Annotated in this window: 18 protein-coding genes; 8 read left to right on the top strand and 10 right to left on the bottom strand. The window is 47.6% G+C overall.

The features are described from left to right. The first annotated feature begins 334 nt into the window (after positions 1 to 334). A complete protein-coding gene (locus Q9R25_RS10930) occupies positions 335 to 1,315 on the top strand; it encodes a hypothetical protein (RefSeq protein ID WP_311283163.1) in 981 nt (326 codons plus the stop codon). A 39-nt stretch (positions 1,316 to 1,354) separates the two neighbouring features. Here Q9R25_RS10930 and Q9R25_RS10925 read toward each other — a convergent pair whose 3' ends face one another. The 5 genes from Q9R25_RS10925 to Q9R25_RS10905 form a co-directional block, all read right to left on the bottom strand. Further along, the gene (locus tag Q9R25_RS10925; RefSeq protein ID WP_015880321.1) at positions 1,355 to 1,522 is read right to left on the bottom strand and encodes a hypothetical protein; all 168 of its coding nucleotides are present in this window, start codon (positions 1,520 to 1,522) and stop codon (positions 1,355 to 1,357) included. 1 nt (position 1,523) lies between these two features. Beyond that, on the bottom strand, positions 1,524 to 1,727 hold the full coding sequence (locus Q9R25_RS10920; RefSeq protein ID WP_015880320.1) for a YwbE family protein: 204 nt from the start codon (positions 1,725 to 1,727) through the stop codon (positions 1,524 to 1,526). A gap of 57 nt (positions 1,728 to 1,784) precedes the next feature. After that, entirely contained in the window at positions 1,785 to 2,123 is a 339-nt protein-coding gene (locus Q9R25_RS10915) for a hypothetical protein (protein ID WP_143180208.1), read from the bottom strand. A gap of 54 nt (positions 2,124 to 2,177) precedes the next feature. Further along, positions 2,178 to 3,851, bottom strand: coding sequence for a glycoside hydrolase family 13 protein (locus Q9R25_RS10910; protein ID WP_311283218.1), 1,674 nt, complete (start codon positions 3,849 to 3,851; stop codon positions 2,178 to 2,180). A gap of 131 nt (positions 3,852 to 3,982) precedes the next feature. Then, positions 3,983 to 4,744, bottom strand: coding sequence for an alpha/beta hydrolase (locus tag Q9R25_RS10905; RefSeq protein ID WP_311283161.1), 762 nt, complete (start codon positions 4,742 to 4,744; stop codon positions 3,983 to 3,985). Between the two features lie 372 nt (positions 4,745 to 5,116). Between Q9R25_RS10905 and Q9R25_RS10900 the strand changes: the two genes are divergently transcribed. The 7 genes from Q9R25_RS10900 (at position 5,117) to guaC (ending at position 17,462) form a co-directional block, all read left to right on the top strand. Beyond that, positions 5,117 to 8,623 (top strand): lamin tail domain-containing protein, encoded by a 3,507-nt coding sequence (locus tag Q9R25_RS10900; protein WP_311283160.1) that lies wholly within the window; start codon positions 5,117 to 5,119, stop codon positions 8,621 to 8,623. A 97-nt stretch (positions 8,624 to 8,720) separates the two neighbouring features. Beyond that, positions 8,721 to 9,923: an NAD(P)/FAD-dependent oxidoreductase gene (locus Q9R25_RS10895; RefSeq protein ID WP_311283158.1), complete on the top strand. Its 1,203-nt coding sequence runs from the start codon at positions 8,721 to 8,723 to the stop codon at positions 9,921 to 9,923. Positions 9,924 to 9,971: 48 nt separating this feature from the next. Further along, positions 9,972 to 10,625, top strand: a complete 654-nt coding sequence (locus Q9R25_RS10890) for a hypothetical protein (RefSeq protein WP_074035141.1) — start codon at positions 9,972 to 9,974, stop codon at positions 10,623 to 10,625. Positions 10,626 to 10,748: 123 nt separating this feature from the next. Beyond that, positions 10,749 to 12,758: a catalase gene (locus Q9R25_RS10885; RefSeq protein ID WP_074035142.1), complete on the top strand. Its 2,010-nt coding sequence runs from the start codon at positions 10,749 to 10,751 to the stop codon at positions 12,756 to 12,758. A gap of 162 nt (positions 12,759 to 12,920) precedes the next feature. Beyond that, entirely contained in the window at positions 12,921 to 14,105 is a 1,185-nt protein-coding gene (locus Q9R25_RS10880; protein ID WP_074037854.1) for an MFS transporter, read from the top strand. A 112-nt stretch (positions 14,106 to 14,217) separates the two neighbouring features. Then, the gene (locus tag Q9R25_RS10875) at positions 14,218 to 16,278 is read left to right on the top strand and encodes a PAS domain S-box protein (protein WP_311283157.1); all 2,061 of its coding nucleotides are present in this window, start codon (positions 14,218 to 14,220) and stop codon (positions 16,276 to 16,278) included. Between the two features lie 200 nt (positions 16,279 to 16,478). Next, positions 16,479 to 17,462 (top strand): GMP reductase, encoded by a 984-nt coding sequence (guaC, locus tag Q9R25_RS10870; RefSeq protein WP_031424215.1) that lies wholly within the window; start codon positions 16,479 to 16,481, stop codon positions 17,460 to 17,462. A 22-nt stretch (positions 17,463 to 17,484) separates the two neighbouring features. Here guaC and Q9R25_RS10865 read toward each other — a convergent pair whose 3' ends face one another. The 5 genes from Q9R25_RS10865 to Q9R25_RS10845 all read right to left on the bottom strand — a co-directional run bounded on the left by Q9R25_RS10865 (position 17,485) and on the right by Q9R25_RS10845 (position 23,820). Next, complete coding sequence (locus Q9R25_RS10865) at positions 17,485 to 17,919, bottom strand: GNAT family N-acetyltransferase (RefSeq protein WP_311283156.1); 435 nt, start codon at positions 17,917 to 17,919, stop codon at positions 17,485 to 17,487. Beyond that, complete coding sequence (locus Q9R25_RS10860) at positions 17,916 to 18,773, bottom strand: MBL fold metallo-hydrolase (RefSeq protein WP_311283155.1); 858 nt, start codon at positions 18,771 to 18,773, stop codon at positions 17,916 to 17,918. The genes Q9R25_RS10865 and Q9R25_RS10860 overlap by 4 nt, the downstream gene beginning before the upstream one ends. After that, positions 18,761 to 19,516: a P-loop NTPase family protein gene (locus Q9R25_RS10855; protein WP_074035148.1), complete on the bottom strand. Its 756-nt coding sequence runs from the start codon at positions 19,514 to 19,516 to the stop codon at positions 18,761 to 18,763. Before Q9R25_RS10855 ends, Q9R25_RS10860 begins: the two co-directional genes overlap by 13 nt. A 2-nt stretch (positions 19,517 to 19,518) precedes the next feature. Continuing rightward, complete coding sequence (locus Q9R25_RS10850) at positions 19,519 to 22,689, bottom strand: EAL domain-containing protein (protein WP_311283154.1); 3,171 nt, start codon at positions 22,687 to 22,689, stop codon at positions 19,519 to 19,521. Between the two features lie 138 nt (positions 22,690 to 22,827). Further along, positions 22,828 to 23,820, bottom strand: coding sequence for an LLM class flavin-dependent oxidoreductase (locus Q9R25_RS10845; protein WP_074035150.1), 993 nt, complete (start codon positions 23,818 to 23,820; stop codon positions 22,828 to 22,830). Positions 23,821 to 24,005: the final 185 nt, after the last annotated feature.

The following is a 24,005-nucleotide window of genomic DNA, read 5'->3' as shown; positions in this document are numbered from 1 at the left end:
CTTAGTTCTGAATTATACAAAGATTCTGACAATTATCAATAATTTTTTTATAGGTCATTTCACTCTTTTTTCACATCATATAAGCGAGATTCCTTATTTATAAGCACTTAAAGCGCTTACATAAAAATGTTTAGAAATATTAAATCATGTCTGCGCAGATACTTTTTAAAATTAAATTTCATTATTTCCAAGGATAAATCAATCACTCATCCTTTTTTATCATTTGTTTTTTCACATTTAATCTATGATTTTTTTGTTTCCCGGGTATTAACTAACTATAGCTGTCACCTTCTGTTCATCACGAATAGTCATCTAGAAGAAAGAAGGAAGAATCATGAAAAGACATCGGAAGTGGTTATCCTGGTTTGTCGTATTGGCCTTCGTGTTGTCATTGTTGCCTATGAAGGGAAATGTGGCGGAAGCGACTAGAGAGACGCAATGGTGTGTATCTTCGACTTCTGATTCTACTATCTATGCTGGTCAAAACATTCCCATTGGAGCCGTTGATTTTGAGTTTATCGCGGAAGGCTTAAAGATTGTCATCGATTTAAATGACGGAGTGACGTTAGCCGACGTACCTGAAAACATTAAAATTGATTTTCGATTAACAAGTGAATTGCTTGAGCGCGGTAGTCCTGGCGCATATGAGTTTAAAACAAAATCCCTCGTTGATCCAACATATCTCTTAATTCCTTACGCCTCGTTAGCAAGTTATCTTGGTGTGGACGAAAGCGTTCTAAAATCAGACGGTTTCCAATTTAACGTCTTCCTCCACCTAGATACAATCGTTAATGGAGAAACGGAAACTGCTTATCCTGGTGATCCAGGTACAGGAAATCCTTGGGTACGATATGTGACACTTACCGTTGAAGACTGTACACCACCGCCACCAGAATTTGATTATGGGGTCTATACAATTGGTTTCTGGAAAAACATCTTCAATTATGAGAAAGTATCGTTCGAATATGGATCAATCGTTTATATTCAAGGAATTGCTTATGATGTCAGCACGCTTGAAGGACAGCAAGCCTTGTCCGCACTAATGACAAGCTCGTCGAAATCAATGACTGAAGAAAAACGTTTGATTATGCAATTAACAGCTGCAAAAATCAACGTACTATTGAACGATCCATCGCTCTTGAGTCTTGAGCTCATTTATAAAGACAGTGGTGTATCGACTGACTTGACCGTGGGTGAACTATTGTCAGGTGCAGAAGTCGCTCTTTCCAACAAAAATATTGATCAAATGAAATACTATCAAAAACTTCTCGATCAGTTTAACAATGGTTATTTCGTAAACACGTTACACGATTAACAGATAAAAAAGCAGTCGCTTTTGAGGAGCGACTGCTTTTTATATACCAGTACGTTTCTTCTGGTTATTTGGTTTTTTCGTCAATTGGCTCGTCAACGGTTTCTGTTTTGTACCATGTAAACCCGTGGGAACCTTCGTTTGATTTTGCTTCTTCTCTGCCAGCTTTTGTTTCATCGCCTCTTGAAAAGATAGTTTTTTCTCACTCATCTTACTCACCTCCAGCTTCGATCACTTTCACACGACCGACCTGCCCATCGCTCAAACGCACTTTGATTCCGTGCGGATGACGTGGCGAGTTCGTCAATATATCTTGAACGACGCCTTTCGTCAGCTTTCCGCTTCGTTGATCTTGTTTTAAAACGATTTGGACGTGGAGTCCTGGGCGAATGTCAGCACGTTTCGTTCCATCCATACCCGACACCCCTTTCCATTTAGTCAATCTCTATCATATGCTCTTTTCCCTCATTTGTCACAGCCTATTCCAGATGCCAATTTGTCGCATCGTTTCTGTCATGTAACTTTGATCGGTCTGAAGCGTCTTCTTAGGAAACGGATCATGCAATCGAACGCTGACCCCTCGATGCGAAAAGGTCACATCCATGACATACTGTCCTTCCACATCACGGAGTGCGGCCGTCCCTTTCAACGAATGAAACGCCTTAGCGAACGCCTCTCCAAAATCGAGATACGCTTTCACGTAAATCGTAACGCGTCGCTCATCAATCATCAATTCCAACCGTTCGCGATCGGCACCACCAATGACCATGCGTACGACCTCATTGTCATTAGAAAATTCAATCGTATGCATCCTCGTCCCACCCTTCATTCAAAAGAGGTACCCTCCTAGGAAGGTACCTTTCTATCATAAACGATATAACCGTGCTGCGAATGGTCGAAGCATAAACGTTTCCGTATCAATCGTCTCGGGGTCAATCTCATTCGTCATGACAAGCGTGGCGCCTGCAATTTCCGGAACGGTCACTTCTGCCGGATTGGCGGTCAAGTTGACGACCACGAAGAAGCGGTTGTTCTCAAACGTACGCTCATAGACGAAGGCTTGCTTATGTTCAGGCAAGACGTCACGATAACGACCATACGTAAACGTCTCCTCAGCTCGACGAAGACGGATCATCTCCTTATAGAACGACAGGATCGAATGCTGGTCGTTTCGCTGTGCCTCGACGTTGAGCGTCTCATACTCTTCGTGAATCGGCATCCACGGGGTCGTCGTCGAGAAACCAGCATAAGGTGAGGCATCCCACTGGATTGGTGTCCGGACGTTATCACGAGATGTGCCCCATACTTGTTGCATCGAGTCGATTTCACTCATCCCGTTCGCGATCCGTTCGAAGTACTCGTTTTTCGTCGCGACATCATCATAGTCATGAATGGATGGGAGCGGCACATTCTTCATCCCGATTTCTTGTCCTTGATAAATGAATGGTGTCCCGTGCATGAAGAAGTACATCATCCCAAGCGCCGTGGCACTTTCACGCCAATAATGATGCTCATCCCCGACGAGCGAGACCGCTCGCACCATGTCATGATTTTCAATGTATAACGCGTTCCACCCGGTTTCGCGTAATCCTTGTTGCCATTTATCGAAGATTCGTTTCAGCTCGACGACATCGAGCGGGGCAAGACGTGACCGTCGCATGATATCGACATGATCAAAGTGAAAGGCCATATTCATCGCACCATTCTCAGGTCCCATCCATTGGTCGGCTTCTTCCGGCTCGATTCCGTTCGTCTCCCCAACGGTCATAATGTCGTATTTGGAGAACGTTTCTCGCTTCATCTCTTGTAGATATTCATGGATTCCATCGATATTCGAGTACATCGAAAACGCCGTAACAATCGACTTCCCTTCCGGAGAAGGTAACATCGTCTCCGTCGGCATCTTTTTAATATGACTGATCGCATCGACACGGAATCCGTCGACTCCTTTATCGAGCCACCAGTTGATCATGTCATAGACAGCCGTCCGAACTTCACGATTCTCCCAGTTCAAATCGGGTTGTTTCTTCGAGAATACGTGCAAGTAATATTGATCGGTCTGTTCATCATATTCCCAAGCGGACCCGCCAAAGATACTCGCCCAGTTACTCGGTGGCATCCCATCTTTCCCATCTTTCCCATCTTTCCCATCTCGCCAAATGTACCAATCCCGTTTCGGATTGTCTTTCGAGCTTTTCGATTCAAGGAACCATGGATGTTCGTCCGACGTATGGTTGACAACGAGGTCGAGCAACAGTTTCATCCCTCGTGCATGCACCGCCTCTAGCAAGGCATCAAAATCCTCCATCGTCCCAAACTCGTCCATAATGTCTTGATAGTCACTGATATCATATCCGTTATCATCATTTGGCGATTTGTACATCGGACAAATCCAAATGACATCAATTCCAAGGTCTTCTAAGTAATCGAGCTTTTCAATGATTCCGCGAAGATCACCGATTCCATCCCCGTTTGAATCGTTGAAACTTCTTGGATAAATTTGATAGGCGATGGCCTCTTTCCACCATACACGACTGATTTCTGTTTGTTTCGTTTGGCTGAACAACGTCTCCATACGGCACCGTGCCTCCTACAATAAGGTATGATTCACATCTACCATAGCACTAGTGCAAGCGTTTGCAAAGAATCAGCTCACAAAAAAATGCAGTTTTACACTGCATTTTGATGGCGCGACCCAACCTGTTCACAGAAGGTCGTGATCAGCTTCGACAAATGCTTCCAATCATTGTCCATCGTCGCGACGTGATACGAGTTAGGAAGCACCGCGTATTCTTTTTTTCCTTGTAACTGATCGAACAACCAGATGGAGTCGGAAGGCGGTACTACGTTGTCGACAGCAGAATGGATGACATATGTCGGCACATCAACCGCTCCGACGTGCGGTCGCACCTCGTCAATCAGCGAAAGCAATTCCCGAATCGCTCTTGTAGGCACACGGTCATAGACAATCTCATATACGTCTTTTGCCAAGATGTCGGGCGCATCTTCGTCGATAAATCGACACTCGGTATCCGACGCATGACACGCATATCCTGGTACCGATAACGCGGCATTGATTGTCACAATCGCATCCGCCTTTCCTTCAAGGGCAGCCTTGAGTGCCAACGTCCCACCCATTGACTGACCGACGACAATGACCGTCTGACACGACTCGCGTAATCGCTCGATTCCTTTCGTCACACTTTTATACCAACATCGATGCGTGGAACATCGAAAGTCTTCCGGATGTGTCCCATGCCCTTTCAAGCGCGGGGCATACACCGTAAACCCTTGCTTCATCAACTCAATTCCGACGTCCTGTACACTCTGAGGTGTCCCGTTAAAGCCGTGACAAAGCAAAATACCGATTTCGTTTCCTTCATAATAAAACGCGCCTGCTCCAGGAATGACTGGGTGATTGACTGCTTTCATTAGTGCCTCCTTTAATTCCAACTTAACCGATACAATTAATTCGTATTAGAAGAGTGTAAGAGTTCTTAAGCTACTCGTCAAGTTCTTCCGACTACATTTACCTTGTAATCAAAATGTAATCATAACTTCGTGTTTAGTGGATTGAGTTCTGACGTCTGCTTGGTTATGTTTAACATGTAGTAAAAAACTTGGGAAATGAACGTGTTATTTTTGACAATACACGAATAATTTTTCAAGGGTTTCGTCACAAGAAAAGTAATGTAAGCGTTATCATTTTGTTTTTTTGAAAAAGGAGGATATAAATTCACTTATTTATAACGACACGAGTTGGGGAAATCGGATTAGACCATTACATCTAAGGGAGACTTACACATGGGGAAACCAACACAATCATTTAAGGCAGTCACTGGCCTCGCCTTATCAGCAGGACTCATCGTCAGCAGTATGACGCCGATTGCGGCAAACGTAAACGCCGAGACGTTGAACGCATCAGACCTCTTCATTTCAGAGTACGTAGAAGGATCGAGCAACAATAAAGCAATCGAGTTATTCAACGGAACGAACGCGACAATCGACCTTTCCGCTTACAAAATTGAACTGTATTCAAACGGAGGTACGACTGCCGGAAATACATTGAATTTGACGGGCACACTCGCACCAGGAGCTACATATGTCATTGTGAACGGCAGTGCGTCGGACACATTGAAAGCAAAATCGGATACGGTGAGTGCCGTGACGAACTTCAACGGGGATGACACGATCGTCTTGAAAAAAGGAGACACGGTTCTTGATGTCTTCGGTCAACTCGGCTTCGACCCAGGGACAAAATGGGGAACGACCGTTGCGACTGCTGACCAATCGCTCATCCGTAAAGACACGGTCACAAAGGGAGACAGTGATGGCAGTGATGCCTTCGACCCGGCTGTCGAATGGTCATCGACACCACAAGACACGTTCGACAATCTCGGGTTACATACGTTCCAAGGCGTCGAATACGGAGATGGCGGCACAACGGAGCCTCCTGCACCAATCACACCAATTTCAATTGCTGATGCACGAACAAAGGCAGAAAATGAGACGGTCACCGTAAAAGGAGTCGTCACGGCTAAATTAGCGAACACCATCTCCATTCAAGACGCAACAGGTGGTCTGTCTATCCGTCCGACATCTCTTGCCGTCAACGTCGGGGACGAGGTCGTTGTCACAGGGGTCGTCGGTTCGTACCGTGAGCTTCTTCAATTGAACAGCGCTGTCGTTGTTTCAAAACAAGCAGCAACACTTCCTACTGCCCAAGTCTTGACAGGGGAACAAATCAACGAGGACGTCGAATCCGAACTCGTTACCGTCAAAAATGTCACACTCACAGGTAGCGGTCAGAACTTGACGGCGACGGACGGAACGAAGGAGTTCGTCGTTCGCGACGAGCGAGGCATCCTTGATTTACAGACGGATGTGAACTATTCATCGATCACAGGAATCGTTCAACAGTTTGACGATACGTACCAAATCATCCCTCGTGACCCGGCGGACACGGTTATCGATACGTCCGTTCTTCGGCCGGCTGTCGCGAAACCAGGTGCCGGTACATTCGTTGGTTCACAAGACGTGACGCTCTCGACAACGACAGCAGACGCAGAGATTTTCTATACACTCGACGGCTCTGATCCAAAAGAGAATGGGCTTCGTTACGAAAACCCAATCCGCATTGAAAACTCGACGACGTTGAAAACGGTCGTGAAAACAGGCGACTCGTTCAGCGCCGTCTCAACATTCTCTTATAAGATCACAGACAAGATTCGCATTCACGACATCCAAGGTGCGAACCATACGACTCCGATGAACGGACAGACGGTTGAAGGTGTCGAAGGAATCGTCACGTCTACGTTCGTCTCAAGTGGAACGACCTATTACTTCATCCAAACGCCTGATTCGGAAGCCGATGACGATGCACGGACATCTGAAGGGATTGTCCTTTACGGCGGACGTTCGATTGCTGGCATTCAAGTCGGGGACCTCGTAAAAGTGAACGGAAAAGTGAGCGAGTACGCAATCGAAGGATATAGTGATCGCCAACAGACGGATATGAAGATGACACAAATCGATACGCGTAACGGAAAAGTTGAAGTCGTCGCGAGCGGCGTGACACTTCCGACTCCAATTACGATTGATGCCTCAAACCTTCCGACTGAGTTTATCGACAGCGATAACCTCGCCGTCTTCAACCCGGAGAAGGATGCCATCGACTTCTGGGAGAGCCTTGAAGGGATGCGCGTTCAAACGAACAACTTGAAATCGGTTGGACCACAAGAATATGGTGACTTAGTCACAGTTCTCGAAGATACGCCAACAGAGACATATAATGGCGGTGTCTTATTGAAAAAGAACGACGCGAACCCAGAACGCATTCAGTTCCGTCTCGAACCAAATGCAGAAGCTCGTGACTTCGATGTCGCGACGGGCGACCGTTTCAACGGACCGATCGTCGGTGTCGTCGGCTATTCATTCGGTAACTATAAGATTCAAGCCTCACTTGAAGACATGAAAGCTTCATTCGTCAAAGGAGATGCGCAGCGTGAGAAGACATTCATCGAGGCAGAAGAAGATCAATTAACAATTGCATCGTATAACTTAGAGAACTTCTCGAACAACATCAAAGAAACATCAGATGAAAAGGCACTCAAACTGGCGAAAGCGTTCGTCAACGAATTGAACAGCCCTGACATCATCGGTGTGACGGAAGTACAGGACAACGATGGACAGGATAAAGGGGCAGGTTCTGCCGCTGACCAGAGCTATCAGCGCTTAATCGATAACATTGTCGCTGTCGGTGGGAAGACATATAAATACGTCAACATCGACCCCGAGAACAACCAAGACGGTGGTGCACCGGATGCCAACATCCGTGTCGGCTTCTTGTACGATCCTGAGCGCGTGTCATTGACGGAGGGAATGCCTGCCGGTGACGCGACGACGGCCGTCGGATATGCTGACGGGAAATTGACGCACAATCCGGGACGTATCGATCCGACGAACGAAGCGTTCGATCGTTCACGTAAACCGTTAGCTGCTCAATTCGACTTCCAAGGCGAGAACGTCATCGTGATCGCGAACCACTGGAACTCAAAAGGTGGTGACACCGGCTTCTTCGGGTCACAACAACCGGTCGTACTCGGAAGTGAAGTGCAACGTAAGAAAATCGCACAAGTCGTCCACAACTTCGTCGCAGACGTGAAGACGAAGAATCCAGAAGCGAATGTTGTAGCACTTGGTGACTTCAACGATTTCGAATTCTCGGATGCGCTCCAAATCTTTAAAGGTGACTTGATGACGAACATGGTCGAGAAAGTTCCTGCTGTCGACCGCTACTCGTATGTGTATCAAGGGAACTCACAAGTACTCGATCATATCCTCGTCTCGAACCGCTTGGCCGCTTCTACGAAAATTGACATGATTCACGTCAACTCGGACTTCACTGAGATGTCAGGGCGTGCGAGTGACCATGATCCAGTACTTGCACAAATCGACTTCACACCGGAACCAGAAGTGGAATTGACGCGTTACACTGTAGAAAACCATAAAGCTGCTCGCCTCGTCCTTCAAGAGGATTACATCGGCGTGACAATCGGAAAAGGCACGAACTTTAAAAACGGTATCTTCGTTCGTGGCGTATACACGGAATTGACAGGAGAACCGTTGAAAAATGTCGTCGTTCAAGTGAAACCGAAAGAAGCCGGTGCCATCATCGACTTCAAAGGCGCGACGGTAAAAGAAGTAATCGTTGACGGGAAAAACCTTGCTGAGATTCGTGGGGCGAAACATGTCCAACGCATCACATATACGAAAGGTGCTTCTCCTTCATCAATCATCATCAAGAAATAACATGTTGAACCGCAGACACATCGTCTGCGGTTTTTTGGTTTCACCTCTCTTGAAGCGGGGATAAAGAGGAAGATACTGAATCATGGAGGATGAAACGATGGAATTGTATAACGGAGATTTATATTGGCCAACGACCGAATCAGAGGATGTCGTGTTAGAAAGACCTGACAAAAAAGAGCATTACGACGTACTCGTCATCGGAGCCGGCATGTCTGGAACGTTGACGGCCTATACGCTTCAGCAGGATGGAGTCGATTTTGCGGTGCTCGATGGGCGAAAAGTCGGTACAGGAAGCACATCAGCAAATACCGGTTTAATTCAATATTCAAATGACATCATGTTACATGAACTTGCAGAAAAAATTGGAGAAGCGGCAGCGGTACGCTTCTATCAATTATGTCTCGACGCGGTCGAATCGCTCGACCAGGTGGCGAAAGATGTCGATGCATCCGATATATATATTCGACGGGACAGCCTTTGTTTTGCGAGTGAAGAGGACGATGTTGCCAAATTGCAACGTGAGTATGAGATGCTATCCAAACATGGTTTTGATGTGGAGTGGTTGGATCGTGAAGCATTACGTGAACGCTTCCCATTTGAAAAACCGGCGGCCCTCATCACAAAAGGCGATGCCGAGGTCAACCCACTCACGCTCAGTCGTCAAATCATCCGCTATTTATCAAAACAACACGTCCCGATTTTTGAAGAGACATCAGTAGATGAAATCGTGTCTGATGGTGACGGATGGATCGTGTTCACCTCAAACGGAACATTTAAAGCGAATAAAGTCATCTTTGCGACAGGTTATGGGCCAGCTCCCCTACTCGACTCCCATCGGATCGATTTGAATCGCTCATACGCCATCGCAACGAATCCAATCGCCGAATTCAGCGAATGGGAAGGACGTGCACTCATTTGGGAGACGAAACGACCATATCTCTATCTACGCACGACTCCGGAAGGGCGAATTATCGCGGGTGGGCTTGACGAAGACCAGGCCGAAACGCCGCACGATGAGGCGCTCATGAACGATCGGGCGGAACGAGTGAAAGAAAAAATCGCCGAGCTCTTCCCGATGTATGACCTAGAAGTCGATTATGCTTGGGTCGCCTTGTTTGGAGAGTCGGTGGACCAACTCCCGTTCATCGGGGAGCACCCGAATCGACCGAACTTGTTTTACTTGCTCGGATATGGGGGAAATGGGACCGTGTATAGCATGCTTGGCTCTCGTATTTTGAGTGCCCTCGTTCGTGGTCAGTCGCATCCCGATGCGGACCTCGTTCGTTTAGATCGAACGTAATCCCCGACATTTTGGGGATTGTTACATAATTGAAGGAGTGTTTTTGGATTGAAGAAAAAAAGAAAATCAAACAGGGTGTACCGACTACGTCGTCTTGCCGTATTCCTTGTCCCTCTCGGTTGTGCCTTCTGGTTTTGGCCACAGGAATCCGTCCCCACGACGCAGTTAAAGGCTGAACAAGCATCCATTTCCGAGGAAATATATACGATTGAAGAACGTACTCCCATTGAAGAAGACGGTATCACTCGGTTCGAATATGATATCGTCGTACATGGTGAACCGAGTACGGATGAGCTTCAATCTGTCAGCCATGACGTCATCGATGACGTGAAACAGTCTGATCAGTTCCAGGCCGCCTTGTTACGATTTTATGATGATGCTGCCTATATCGGGACGGAACCGCCACTTGGTGAAGCCGTATTCGCTCCGGAAGGCGACTATGCACTTGCAGACTGGGTGGAACCCGGTCAAACAGACGAGATGATGTTCGGTTGGCAACTTCGAGAAAAAGAATGGGCGACCAAATTGACCGATGCAGAGATTCAAATTTGGAGGTCATGGCAAAATCAATATACGAAACAAAATCCTGACGACCCCGATGCGAAAGCGAAAGTAACACGCATCATTGCCACAAAATACGAACTCGACCCAAAAACGGTACAACAAATCGTATTGAAACAACATGTGTGGGCCGCGTTATAAATATTTGTGTGAAATCTCTCTTTTTTGAAAAAGAGGGATTTTTTTATTGGCGTTAGGGAACACCGATACAGTAGGTCAAAACGCGACTTACGACGGTCAGTCATACTTAAGGGAGGCAATCACATGGGGAACAAGAAAGAAGAGCAGTTAAAACAACATACGATTGATAACGAACAACAAGCTGGCTTGACGACAAACCAAGGTCTGAAGATGGCGGAAGACGAATTCTCGCTGAAAGCAGGACGTCGTGGTCCGACATTGATCGAGGATTTCCATTTCCGCGAAAAGATGACCCACTTCGACCATGAACGGATTCCGGAACGAATCGTCCACGCGCGCGGCGTCGGGGCACACGGGGAGTTCCAGGTGTATGAACCGCTCGCCGAGTTCACAAAAGCGAACTTTTTGAATGACCCTTCGAAGACGACACCGGTATTCGTCCGTTTCTCGACCGTCCAAGGCTCACGCGGGTCCGCGGATACGGTACGTGACGTCCGTGGTTTTGCGACGAAGTTCTATACAGACGAAGGGAACTATGATTTAGTCGGAAACAACATTCCGGTCTTCTTTATCCAAGATGCCATCAAGTTCCCTGACCTCGTTCATGCCGTGAAGCCTGAACCACATACGGAAGTGCCGCAAGGGGGAAGCGCGCACGATACGTTTTGGGATTTCGTCGGACAAAACCATGAAACAGCCCATATGGTCATGTGGGCAATGAGTGACCGGGGGATTCCGCGTAGTCTACGCATGATGGAAGGATTCGGGGTGCATACGTTCCGTCTCGTAAATGCGGAAGGAAAAGCGCATTTCGTCAAATTCCATTGGAAACCGAAGCTCGGGGTTCATTCACAAGTATGGGACGAAGCCCAAAAGGCAGTCGGGAAAAACGCTGACTTCCACCGTGTCGACTTGTATGAAGCCATCAATAAAGGCGACTATCCGGAATGGGAGCTCGGTCTGCAGCTGATCCCGGAAGAAGACGAGTTCAACTACGACTTCGACATCTTAGACCCGACCAAACTGTGGCCGGAAGAAGAGATTCCAGTGAAACTCGTCGGGAAGATGACACTCAACCGGAACGTCGACAACTTTTTCGCGGAAACCGAACAAGTCGCCTTCCACCCGGGTCATCTCGTCCCAGGAATCGACTTCTCGAACGATCCGCTCTTACAAGGTCGTCTGTTCTCGTATACGGACACGCAGCTTTCACGTCTCGGTGGACCAAACTTCCACCAGATCCCAATCAACAAGCCCGTCTGTCCTTTCCACAACAACCAGCGGGACGGGATGCATCAAATGGCCGTCCACAAAGGTCAGACGAGCTACCATAAAAATGCGCTCAACAATAATCAGCCGGAACCTGTGCCAGCCGATCAAGGTGGATTTGAGCACTATCAAGAGAAAATCGATGGACATAAGATTCGGGGACGTAGCGACAGCTTCCTTGATTTCTATTCACAGGCGAAACTCTTCTATAACAGCATGACCGATGTCGAAAAACAACACATCCAAGATGCCTGCAGTTTTGAGCTCGGAAAATGTGAGTCGGACATGGTGAAAGAGAATGCCGTCGATTTATTGAACCGCATCGATCGTCATCTCGCTGAAGTCGTCGCCGACAACTTAGGAGTACATGTGCCAGAAGAGAACAACGAGGTCAAGTCAGATAAGACGTCCCCTGCCCTCTCGATGGCGAACACAATCAAAAAGCCCGATACGAAGAGCGTCGCCCTTCTCCTTGCCGGTGACGTGGATGCGAATCAGGTGAAACAGTGGGTGCAGACGCTCGCCGATCACAACGTCAACTACAGCCTTGTCGGCAAGAAGGCGTATATGCTTGGTGACTTGAAAGTGAAGGAGACGTACGATACGGTCGACTCGAGCCTCTTCGATGCCGCCTTCTTGGTGAGTGCCGCGACGACTGTCGAGGATGATGTGCTCGAATTTATCGAGAACACGTACAAGCACTATAAACCGCTCGCTCTACACGTACACCATAAAGAGGCACTCGCCACATGTCGCGTGAAGCAAGACCAGCCTGGTGTCTTCACGTTCGACGAGCATAACCTCGATGGATTCAATGCGTTCATCGATGGAATTGCGACTGCCCGATTCTGGGACCGTGCCTAACGACGTCACTTGACTCGACTCGATTCCCGAGTCGAGTTTTTTCATGTCTGTCATTCACTGCATGTAGTGCATCATCTCGGACAATCCTAATTTGATTTGGTATACTCTTTTAGTTATGTTTATTAACTATTCGAATTTGAAGAAAAGGAGACGTCACGTATGATGCAACAACCTATTCAAAAACTTTGGACGAGAGACTTTTTAATCATCTCGCTCATCAACTTTTTCCTGACGCTCATCTTTTTCTTATTGATGGTCACCATCGGGGTGCATGCCGTCGAGTCGTACGGGGCGACCACGAGTCAAGCGGGACTCGTCACCGGCATCTTCATCATCGGGACGCTGACCGGGCGCTTATTCATCGGTCGACTGATCGATTCGATCGGTCGGAAGAAGACACTTTATATCGGGCTCGTCTTTTTCACCGCCACGATTTTATTGTACTTCGTCCATTGGGGTGTCGGTTTCTTATTGCTGACACGGTTCGTACACGGGCTCGGGATGGGATTGTCGAGTACGGCAACTGGAACTATCGTCGCGCAAGTCATTCCTGCAACACGAAAAGGTGAAGGGATCGGTTACTACAGCATGAGTTCTACTCTGGCGACAGCCATCGGGCCCTTCGTCGGATTACTTCTCAGCCAACACACGAGCTTCACCGTCATCTTCGCTCTTTGCTTTGTGATCGGGGTCATCAGTTTGGCGAGCACGTTCTTTGTGAATGTGCCTGAGGTCGACGCACCTGAAGTCGTACGTGGATTCTCTTTAAAATCGTTCGTCGAACCAAAAGCGCTACCGATCGCCTTGATTATCGGGATGGCCGCACTAAGCTACTCGAGTGTCTTGTCCTATATCAACTTCTATGCGAGTGAACTCGACTTGATCGAGGCGGCGAGCATCTTCTTCCTCGTTTATTCGGTCGCAGTCCTATTATCACGACCGATCACAGGAAAGTTGATGGACGCGCGTGGAGCGAACGTCGTCATGTATCCGGCAATCGCCATCTTCGCGATTGGACTGCTCGTGCTCAGCCAGGCGAACAGCGGTTGGATGCTTCTACTTGCCGGTGCGTTAATCGGATTAGGCTTCGGGAATATCCAATCCGGGACTCAAGCAATCGCCGTCAAGGCCTCTCCACCCCACCGAATGGGGATGGCGACATCGACCTTCTTCATCGCACTTGATGCCGGTCTAGGGTTTGGTCCTTATTTCATCGGGTTGTTGATTCCATTGACGGGCTTCTCGACACTTTATTTGATTCTTTCAGGCGTCGTTCTCTTTACCATTTTCTTGTATTACGTCATGAATGGACGGAACGAACAAAAACAACTGAACGAAGCTGCTTGACGGGGTGTACGTACATCCCGTCTTTTTTTGAAAGTTCACACATTTGATCGAATGATGCGGTAAGATAAAAATGACGTGTAAAAAATAGAATGAACGAAATGAGGGAGACGAGATGAAAGCTGACCAAACACTTCAATCCAACGCATCGATTTTACTACGGACGTTCGATAAAATTTCAGACTATGTGTTCTTTATGGAAGTCGATGGTTCAGCATATCGCTACGTCTTCGTAAATGAGCCTGGGAAACGGGCCATCAATTGGTCGGATGCGGATGTCGGCAAGACCATCGATGAGTTGGTCCCGACCGAGACCGCTACACTTATTACGCAGTATTACGATGAAGCGATTCGTACAAAAAAGAGTGTCGTCTACGAAGACTACCGTCTTGCTGACTCCTTTTATACGGATACGGTCGAGGCGGATGATGTATTGACGCTCCCCCTTCATTATTTCGAGTCAGAAGTGACGCCGATTTTCAATGATGAGGGGCGCTGTACCCATATCGTCTCTGTCGTTCGTGAAGTGACGGAACGGAAGCGTCGCGAACTCGAATTGTCGATCTTAAAAGATCATCACGAGTCGCTACGACGTTATTCTCCACATGGCATCTTTGTACTCGACCATCATTTGAACATCAAATCTGTCAACCCGGCCGTCACGGTCATCACCGGTCATACGGAACAAGATATGCTTCATCATCCGTTCCTGCATTGGCTTCCCGAGAGTGAGCGGTCTCGAGTCAGGAAAGGGTTACAATTCACGCTGTCTGGGATTCCACACAAGTATTCCATTTATGCTGAACATCAATCCGGGGAACGACTCGACTTAACCGTCCTCAACATTCCAATCGAGGTCGGCGGTAACATTACCGGCCTGTTTGCGATCATCATCGATTTGACGCCAGAGAAAAATGCCGAGCGTGCCACGGTCGAAAGCGAACGTCGTTACCGTCAGTTGATTGAAACCATTCCGGAAGGCATCATTGTGCATCAGGAAGGACAGATTATATATGCGAACGCGATGGCACTCGCCACAATCGGAGAAACCTATCTAGAGAGTGAATCGATTTTTTCATTCATCGCAGAAGAGTATCATCAGTCCACCCGTCAACGACTTGCCTCTCTCGAGCTCGGAGGCCCCGTCCAAGACACGGAAATGGTCATCATGACACCGAGTGGAGACAAGCTCCAGATGGATATCAGTAGCCTTCTCATCGATTATGAGGGCGAAACGGCCGTCTTAACGATTTTGCGTGATGTCACGGAGAAACGTGAAATGGAACAAGCGTTAAGACAGAGTGAGTTACAATATCGATTGATCACAGAAAACATGAGTGACCTCGTCTGCATACTAGAACGGGATGGTACTGTTCGTTATGCGTCCCCTTCTCACCGTACCGTACTCGGTTTTGCGGCCGGATATTACGAAGGGAAGAATACGCTCGACTATATCCATCCGGACGACATCCAGATCGTCCGGGAGCAGTTGAAAGAAATGAAGGAAGAAGACATCTCCTTGACCCTTGAGTTTCGTCATTTCCATGCTGACCAGCGCTGGATTTGGCTCGAAACGAAAATTCAGGCCATCTATGATGAATCCGGACTTCTCCTACACTATTTGACGGTCAGCCGAGAAATCATGCAGCGAAAAGCACTAGAGAAGCAACTGAAGCATTTGGCGTATCACGACACGCTGACCGATTTACCGAACCGTCGTTTCTTCCTCGCTTACCTCGAGGAAGCGATCGATCGAACCGAATTCGAGCAAGGTGAATTGGCCGTCCTCGCTCTTGACGTTGACCGATTCAAACAAATCAACGACACGTTCGGTCATGATGTGGGCGATGAGCTCTTGCGACAACTCGCTCGTCGATTGACATCCGTGCTTCGCAAACAAGATATGATTGCCAGACTTGGCGGTGATGAGTTTGCCGTTCTCATTCGCTTCAATGATTCCTGTGCCCTACATCGGGTTGCAGAGAAAATCATTCAAGCACTACAGCGCCCATGGGAAATCGACCAACATACGTTCATTACGACTTCAAGTGTAGGGGGTGCTCGATTTGTAAAAGGGTTGTCGACCAAACAGTTACTAAAACGTGCCGACCTCGCTCTCTATGAAGCCAAAGCAGGTGGACGAAATCAATATGCACTCGCAAAGGACCACCAATAAGTGGTCCTTTTTTCACGTGAAACATCGAAAATAAATCATAAATCCGAACATTAAACATCAATCCATTCAATTTTATTCATTTTTAAGATAAATTGATTGAGTTATCCTTTGACTTTAAACTCTATTCACGTTATATTACCGAATGGGCGAAGTTTTTTTATTGTTCAATACGTTAATGTTCGTGAATAGGGGTGCGATATATGGATAAAGTATTTGATTACGAAGATATTCAATTAATTCCTGCAAAATGTATTGTCGACAGTCGTTCGGAATGTGACCCGACCGTCGAGCTTGGTGGCTTCACGTTCCGATTACCGGTCGTTCCGGCTAACATGCAGACGATTATCGATGAAAAGGTCGCATTGATGCTGGCCAAGAACGGATATTTTTACATCATGCATCGCTTCAATCCAGAGACGCGCCTGGCGTTTATCCAAGACATGCATGAGCGTGGTTTGTATGCATCCATCAGTGTCGGCGTGAAGGAAGAAGAGTATGGGTTTATCGAAATGCTCAAATCGACCGGTCATACGCCAGAATTTATTACAATCGATATCGCTCACGGTCATTCGAATGCGGTCATCCGAATGATTCAGCATATCAAACACCATCTTCCTGGATCATTCGTCATCGCGGGGAACGTCGGGACACCAGAGGCCGTTCGCGAATTAGAGCATGCCGGAGCGGATGCGACGAAGGTTGGAATCGGTCCTGGTAAAGTGTGTATCACGAAAATCAAAACAGGTTTTGGTACCGGGGGCTGGCAATTGGCTGCACTTCGCTGGTGTGCCAAAGCAGCGACGAAACCGATTATCGCGGATGGGGGCATCCGTACTCACGGTGACATCGCCAAATCGATTCGCTTCGGCGCTTCGATGGTCATGATTGGTTCATTGTTCGCAGGACACGATGAATCACCAGGGGAAACGTTCGAGCAAGACGGGAAACAATTGAAAGAGTATTTCGGTTCTGCTTCTGAGTTCCAAAAGGGTGAGCGAAAGAACGTCGAGGGGAAAAAGATGTTTGTCGAACACAAAGGGGCACTACAAGATACATTGACCGAGATGGAGCAAGACCTCCAATCGGCGATTTCTTACGCGGGTGGTGACAGTCTCGAGGCATTGCGCACCGTAGACTACGTCATGGTGAAAAATTCAATCTTCAATGGGGATAAAGTGTATTAAAAAGGCGACCTCGTGTCGCCTTTTATAATTGCTTCATCATCATATAGTAATCCGATCCCGGCGGATAGTCCGGTAGCACACCTATTACCGTGTAACCGAATCGCTCATAAAACGGATTCGCTTGAAACGAGAACGTCGTCAATTTCACACGCGTCGCACCGAGCGACTTCGCTAACGCCTCCCCTTCTCCAAGCAATTGGCTACCGATGCCCTGACCATGAAAGTCTGCATCGACCCAAAGGCGATCCAAATCGAACCATCCCCAATACACACTCCCATATAAGCCGGCGATCACCCGTCCTTCTTGCTCCACTTTCAACTGAATGGTCGGCACGTGCGCCTCGCGAATGTCACGATGGTAAATCGAACGAACGTTGTTATACTCACGTAATTGAGTGGTCAAAAACTGTTGGAACGTCTCGTCTTCCTCGTGAATCCGCGTGATAGTGTAAGTCATCTTCCCACCGTCCCGTTCACAAAAAACGTAATCAACTCGTTCTCTTCCTCGGTGATCTCCCGATTGACGAGTGAAGCATATGACTGCGTGATTTCATCAATATTTCCTGGGAAATCATTCGAAATGGTGGCGATTCGTCTTAATGCAAGGCAATCTTCTGCGAAGGATTCACGACTCACCATCTCACCGTGTGACCAGACAATCTGTTTAGCATCAAACGATTCCAATACATTCAACAACCGCAGGGTTTCTTCCGGAGTCATTCGCCATGTCGGAGAATAGATGTCTGCGTATAACGCGTCTCCTAAAAATAATACCCGTTCTTCTACGACGTAAAGGACAACCGCATCTTTTGCGTGGTCTCCTCCGACATGTCGTAACACGACGTGAACGCCACCGAGGTCGAGTGTCAGCGATTCTTGAAACGTCAGCGTAGGTAATACTATTTTGATATCGCGCGCGTCTCCATATTCTTCACGGATTGCTTCCGCGCAAAATGCGATTTCAATCCCTTCCGCCACCCGCTCATCGAGAGAGACATCATCCCAAGCATATGGGACAAGTTTTTCCATTCCCTGTTTGGTCGCTTCACTCGCAATGGAGACTATTCCTTCAAGTGCAGGTAAACCGAAGATGTGATCCCAATGCCAATGCGTCAATGCGACCATCGACGGCGCACGTAGGCCTTGTTTTTCTAGCTGTTCTAAAAACAACGAGGCGTGCGAAACGGAATTGCCCGCATCGATGAGCAGCGTATGCGTATCGCCGATAACGGCACCGAGAATTGGTCGATCGGTACGGTCAACGGGTGTCATATACCAAAAACGTTCCGAATGTTTGATTAAGGTTTGCATGTACGAATCGACTCCTCCTCTAATAAATTCGTTAATTCTTCGAATGAATGCCGATTATCATTTTGAATCCGAGCGTGGCGAAGAGGTAATTGTTTCAACAGTTCAAGCTCACGTCGTTGGCGTTCCACTAAAATCTCAATCGTTCCGGCCATACCCTTATGCGCATGGTTCACACCATAGGTGCCGCTCGTATAATACTCGACAAAACCGCTTTGCCATCCCATCGGTCGTTCATCATATACAATCGGAAAGATGCGTGCAACGTCATCCAATGCCAAATAAACGACCATCGGATCAATCGGCTTCAGAATGTCTGCGACCTCTTGAACGTATGCTTCCACGTCCGCTAACGGAACATCTTGGGCAACCATTCCAATGGTGAAAGGATTTTGGAGCAACGCACATTCAAAGATGACGTCCTCTTCCTCCCTATCTAACTTTTGAACATAACGCCGCCAGCGTTCGCACATGATTCGTGTGTGAAGGGCGAAAGGTAACTCGTAGACGTCTGTTCCGATCCGTTCTTCATCACCATCATAACGGACGAGCCACCCTTTTTCGATTTCATCGAGAATGCGACCGGTTGATGGTTTGTCCTCGACCCAATAGACATCATGCATATCCACGGGGTGTGACGCATCTACTTCCGAATAGAACTTGCCATTCCGTTTATCTCGCAGCCTCTCGGCAAATGTAGACTTTCCGCTTCCTGGCAATCCTTCAATCAGCCATAATCTCCCCATACTTAAATCCCCTTGTCATCTGAGTATCCACCATATTGGAACCACTGGTCTCCTCCATTGTTCTTTGCAATATACATCGCTGCATCTGCTTGTTGAAGAATCGAATCGACGGTGTCGGTCGACTTGACTAGGGTGACGCCAACACTTGCCGTAAGATGAATGACTTCACCATTCGACGCGTCTATTCCCTGGGAAATAACTTCATTGAGCTGTTCAATCCCACTCAGTGGACCCGTTTGCACCAACATGAATTCATCGTCTGAAAAACGGTACACTTGACCACCAACATGCTGGACGAATTCATTTAATCGTTGTGCGATTTCAATTAACACTTCATCCCCTATCATGTGCCCGTACTGATCGTTGATTCTTTTAAAATCGTCTAGATTGACCAGTGTCACTGTAATCGATGGCGTCCGGTGCATCTTTTTGTATAAATCGGTCGTGAGCTTATGACGATTATACAGTTTTGTCAGTTGATCTTGTTTTGCGATTCGAATCATCTCGCGTTGTTTCCGTTCCTTTCGAATCCCATTCTCCATCCATCGTGCAAGCAACCGTACCGTTCCAGTCAACTCTTGCAACGTTTCCTCATCAAGATGATCATTCAAGTTGCCTTGCTCCGCGAGAAGAACGACCCAGCCAAACACTTGATGCTCATGCGTCAAAGGAAAACTGACAAACCTCGTGAATTCGATACCATCTACAATCAGATCACCTTCCTGAAGCGTTTGCGCGCCGACCGTTGTCAGTTGATGTAGGGAATGCAGTTCTTCTTCCCCCCAAGTCAAACGAGAGACCCCATGCTCTACTAGAAGACGATGCGAAGGCTCAATCGAGAAGATGACCCCGTGGGAGTAACCGATCCATTCCAATAAAATTTCTTGAACCCGGGCCAATTGATCTTGGAACGGTACACGCAATGCCGTCGCTTCATACAATGCTTCGATTGATTGTTGTCGCGTGATTTGTCTTCTCGAGACTTCCGTGTGCTCGATCTCTGTCATGACCCAATGCGTAAACGATTCGAGCGCCTTCAAGTTTTTTTCTGAGAACGTTCTCGCCTGCCCATCCACTACGCAAAGTGTGCCGATGACGTGACCTTGCTTCGTCCGCAACGGTACACCTGCATAAAATCCGATTCGGTCAATCCAAGGACTGTCACTTTCAATCGCTGCTGCCGCAACATCTTCAATCACCAGCGGAGACTCTGATGTGACAACCCGATTACATAACGTCCATTCCCGTTTGAGGTGAGCGGATTCGAGCTCGATACCGACACACGATTTGAACCACTGTTGGTCTGTCGTCATGATCGAAATGAATGCGATTGGCATCTGAAAGGTTTGTGCGACCAATCGGGAGATCCGGTCAAATCGTTCCTCTTGTGGCGTATTTAAAATTTCCAATCGTAATATCGCTTTGAGTCGTTGCAATTCACGCTCATCTAGAGAAGGATGCAACAACTGCGCAGGCTGCTCGATCTTCGATAACATCATCTGATGGGAATACAAGATTCCGAGCGCCTCTTCTAACTCCGCGAGCGGCATCGGACGACTGAAGAAATACCCTTGAATCTCATCGCAGCCGAGCTGACGTAAGATCCGATATTGTTCTTCCGTCTCCACACCTTCAGCCGTCACCTCTAACTCTAGCTTTTTGGCCAACGAGACAATCAGTTTGACGATTTCATACTCTTTCATGCCGCTCTCCTGATCGAGTTGCGCAACGAACGACCGGTCGATCTTGATTCCATCAATCTCGAACAACTTCAAATAATTCAACGAGGAATAACTGACCCCAAAGTCATCAATCAACAGTCGAAATCCTTGTTGTTTGAGCGATTCGACCGTTTTGATCGCCGCTACCGGTTCATGCATCAACGTGTGCTCGGTCACCTCAAACTCAAATTGTTCTGGCACAAGACCATACGATGCAATGATCGCAACCAGTTCATTCATATGGTGTTCATGAAATAAATTCGGTGAGACATTCACAGCCACGCGGCGCCCTTCAAACTGCTCAGGTTGTGACGACACATCCTGACATACCCGATTCATGACGAATCGTGTCACGTCTTCGATCAAGAGTGACTGTTCAGCCACACGAATGAACGTTTCAGGTGAAATGAATCCGAGAACAGGACTCTCCCAGCGAATGAGTGCCTCAAAATGAATCGCACCGTCCATCGACACTTTCGGTTGATACACCATGTATAACTCATCTAGCTTCAACGCTTTGACCAGTTCCGTTTCGATCATCATCTCATCGATGTAACGCTGCACGTACTCATCGTGTTCATATAAACGAATCGTTTGATTTCCCGTCTGACGCGCTTCCAACAGAGCCGTGGAGGCGTTCATGATGACACGGTCGGCATCCGCTGTACCGGCACCAATCCCGATACAACTCGATAACGGGAATTCGGCCTCCGCCACTTGATACGAATGATCTGCAATCACGTCAAGCAAATGCTCGGCGTACATGTATGCCAACCGGATTGGAGTATGAGGTAACACCGCGATAAAGTCTTCACCGTCTACTCGACCGATAATTGAACCTTTCGGAAGCGTATTCGCCAATTGACGTGTGATGTCTTTAATCAACTGATTCGAGCGCTCCACACCTTGAAGCGACATCATCATCTTGAAACGGTTGATGTGAAGGCGCATGACGCTCGTCTCTTCCATATCATGTTGCTCGAACAATTGGTCGAGCTCCAATTTGACTTTCATCAGATTTGGCATACCGGTCAAATAGTCCATATGCTCGATACTCTTTAACAACTTGATCTCCGCCTCCTCGGATAAATCAGTTGTCAAACCGAGTACATAACGAACGAGTCCATCCTCATCTTCAATCGGTACAAGCATAGAAGAAGCGAATCGGGCCGTATTGGAGTCGATGTTCATTTGCGACATGAAGTAGACCGGCTCCCCTGTCTCAACGACCGCATCATAATGTTCAATCAATTCCTCGACCACTTCCGAGCGATACATCTCATGTAAATACCGCCCTTCTACATCACTTGGAAGCGAAGAGGCCACCTTCCCCTGTTCGCTCACATTTACGTAACGATAGCCTGCCTCTGTCACTTCCATTAGAAATACCATTCGATACAAGCGTGTGAACAGCTCGAATAGATAATATGGGTCGCCTTTCATCCGTTGCATCGTATCCCTCCACCCGTTCCTTTTTCTTATAGTGTAGTTGGTTTCGCTCAAACTATGGAGAAAACCTTTGAAAAAATGGGGAAACGTTTTTCTCTTATAAAAAAACACCCTCTCATACTTGAGAAGGTGCTCTTCAGGTTAAAGCAATTCATTCGCCAAGAGACGATAGACGTTCAGGCGATCTTCCTGCTTATGCTGGATGCTACATATCATCGCCTCATCGAAACCGTAACGTTCCGATTCATCCCGTAACTGTTCCGCAATTTGTTTCGGCGTCCCTACGAGGTGGATGGCTCGGTTGTTGGCGATATGAATTTTATCGACCTCCGTGAGCGGATAATCATGAGCCGCTTCTGGACTCAACAACTGTCTCAATTGACCACGCATCAAGAAGAGACGCGACAGATCAGAAGGTCGGGCCAAATATTCGGCCTCTTCTTCCGTCTCTGCCGTCGTGACCAAATACGTGACGCTGATGTCCGGTTTCTCCATGAAATCAGACGGCGTGAAATGGTGACGGTATGTGTCGAGCGTATCGGCACTCAATTGTCCGTTAAAGAACTGGGCAAACGAATAGCCGAGCCCCATCCGTCCGGCCTGCACGGCGCTGTTCCCACTCGAACCGAGTAACCAGGCTTCTGGAAGGCTGACACCAGTCGGAGCAGCCGGTGTATTTTTATACCATCTTTCCTCCGGTGCCTCATCTTTAATCAATTGAAGCGTCGTATCGAGTTTCTCGTAAAGTCCATCCATCATCGGTTTCTGCCCTTGTGACATCGCATAGATCGCGTTCGCATCACCGCCTGGCGCACGTCCGACACCAAAGTCAATCCGTCCTGGAGCGAGCGCGCTGAGCGTCTTGAATACCTCTGCCATCTTGAGTGGCGAGTAGTGCATCATCATGATGCCGCCGGACCCGAGACGAATCTTGTTCGTCTTAGCTGCCAGATAAGCCGTGATGACCTCTGGAGCCGAGCTGGCGAACGACATGCCACCATGATGCTCCGCCATCCACATACGGTAATATCCTAACTCTTCTGCGACTTGTGCGAGCTCGACCGCGCTGTTCAGCGCATGTTCTCCTGTATGACCCGACGTGACCGGCGCCTGGTCTAATACACTCAATCTCATCATGCATTCTCCTATCTCTATAATGAAGTTTCTAAATATCTTGAATTTGTTGGACTCGCCGTCATCATACTAAATGGTTTGATGGAATACGAATGTTTTGCCTAGTATTTAACCTTGTATTTTTCAGAAAATTTCCGCATGTTGTTGATAGCACCTGGTCATATTTTTTATACTAAGAAAGAAAT

Origin of the sequence: Exiguobacterium sp. BG5(2022) (genome assembly GCF_031844365.1) — a bacterium.
Classification (GTDB): Bacteria; Bacillota; Bacilli; order Exiguobacteriales; family Exiguobacteriaceae; genus Exiguobacterium; species Exiguobacterium profundum.
This window is presented reverse-complemented; position numbering and strand designations above follow the sequence as displayed.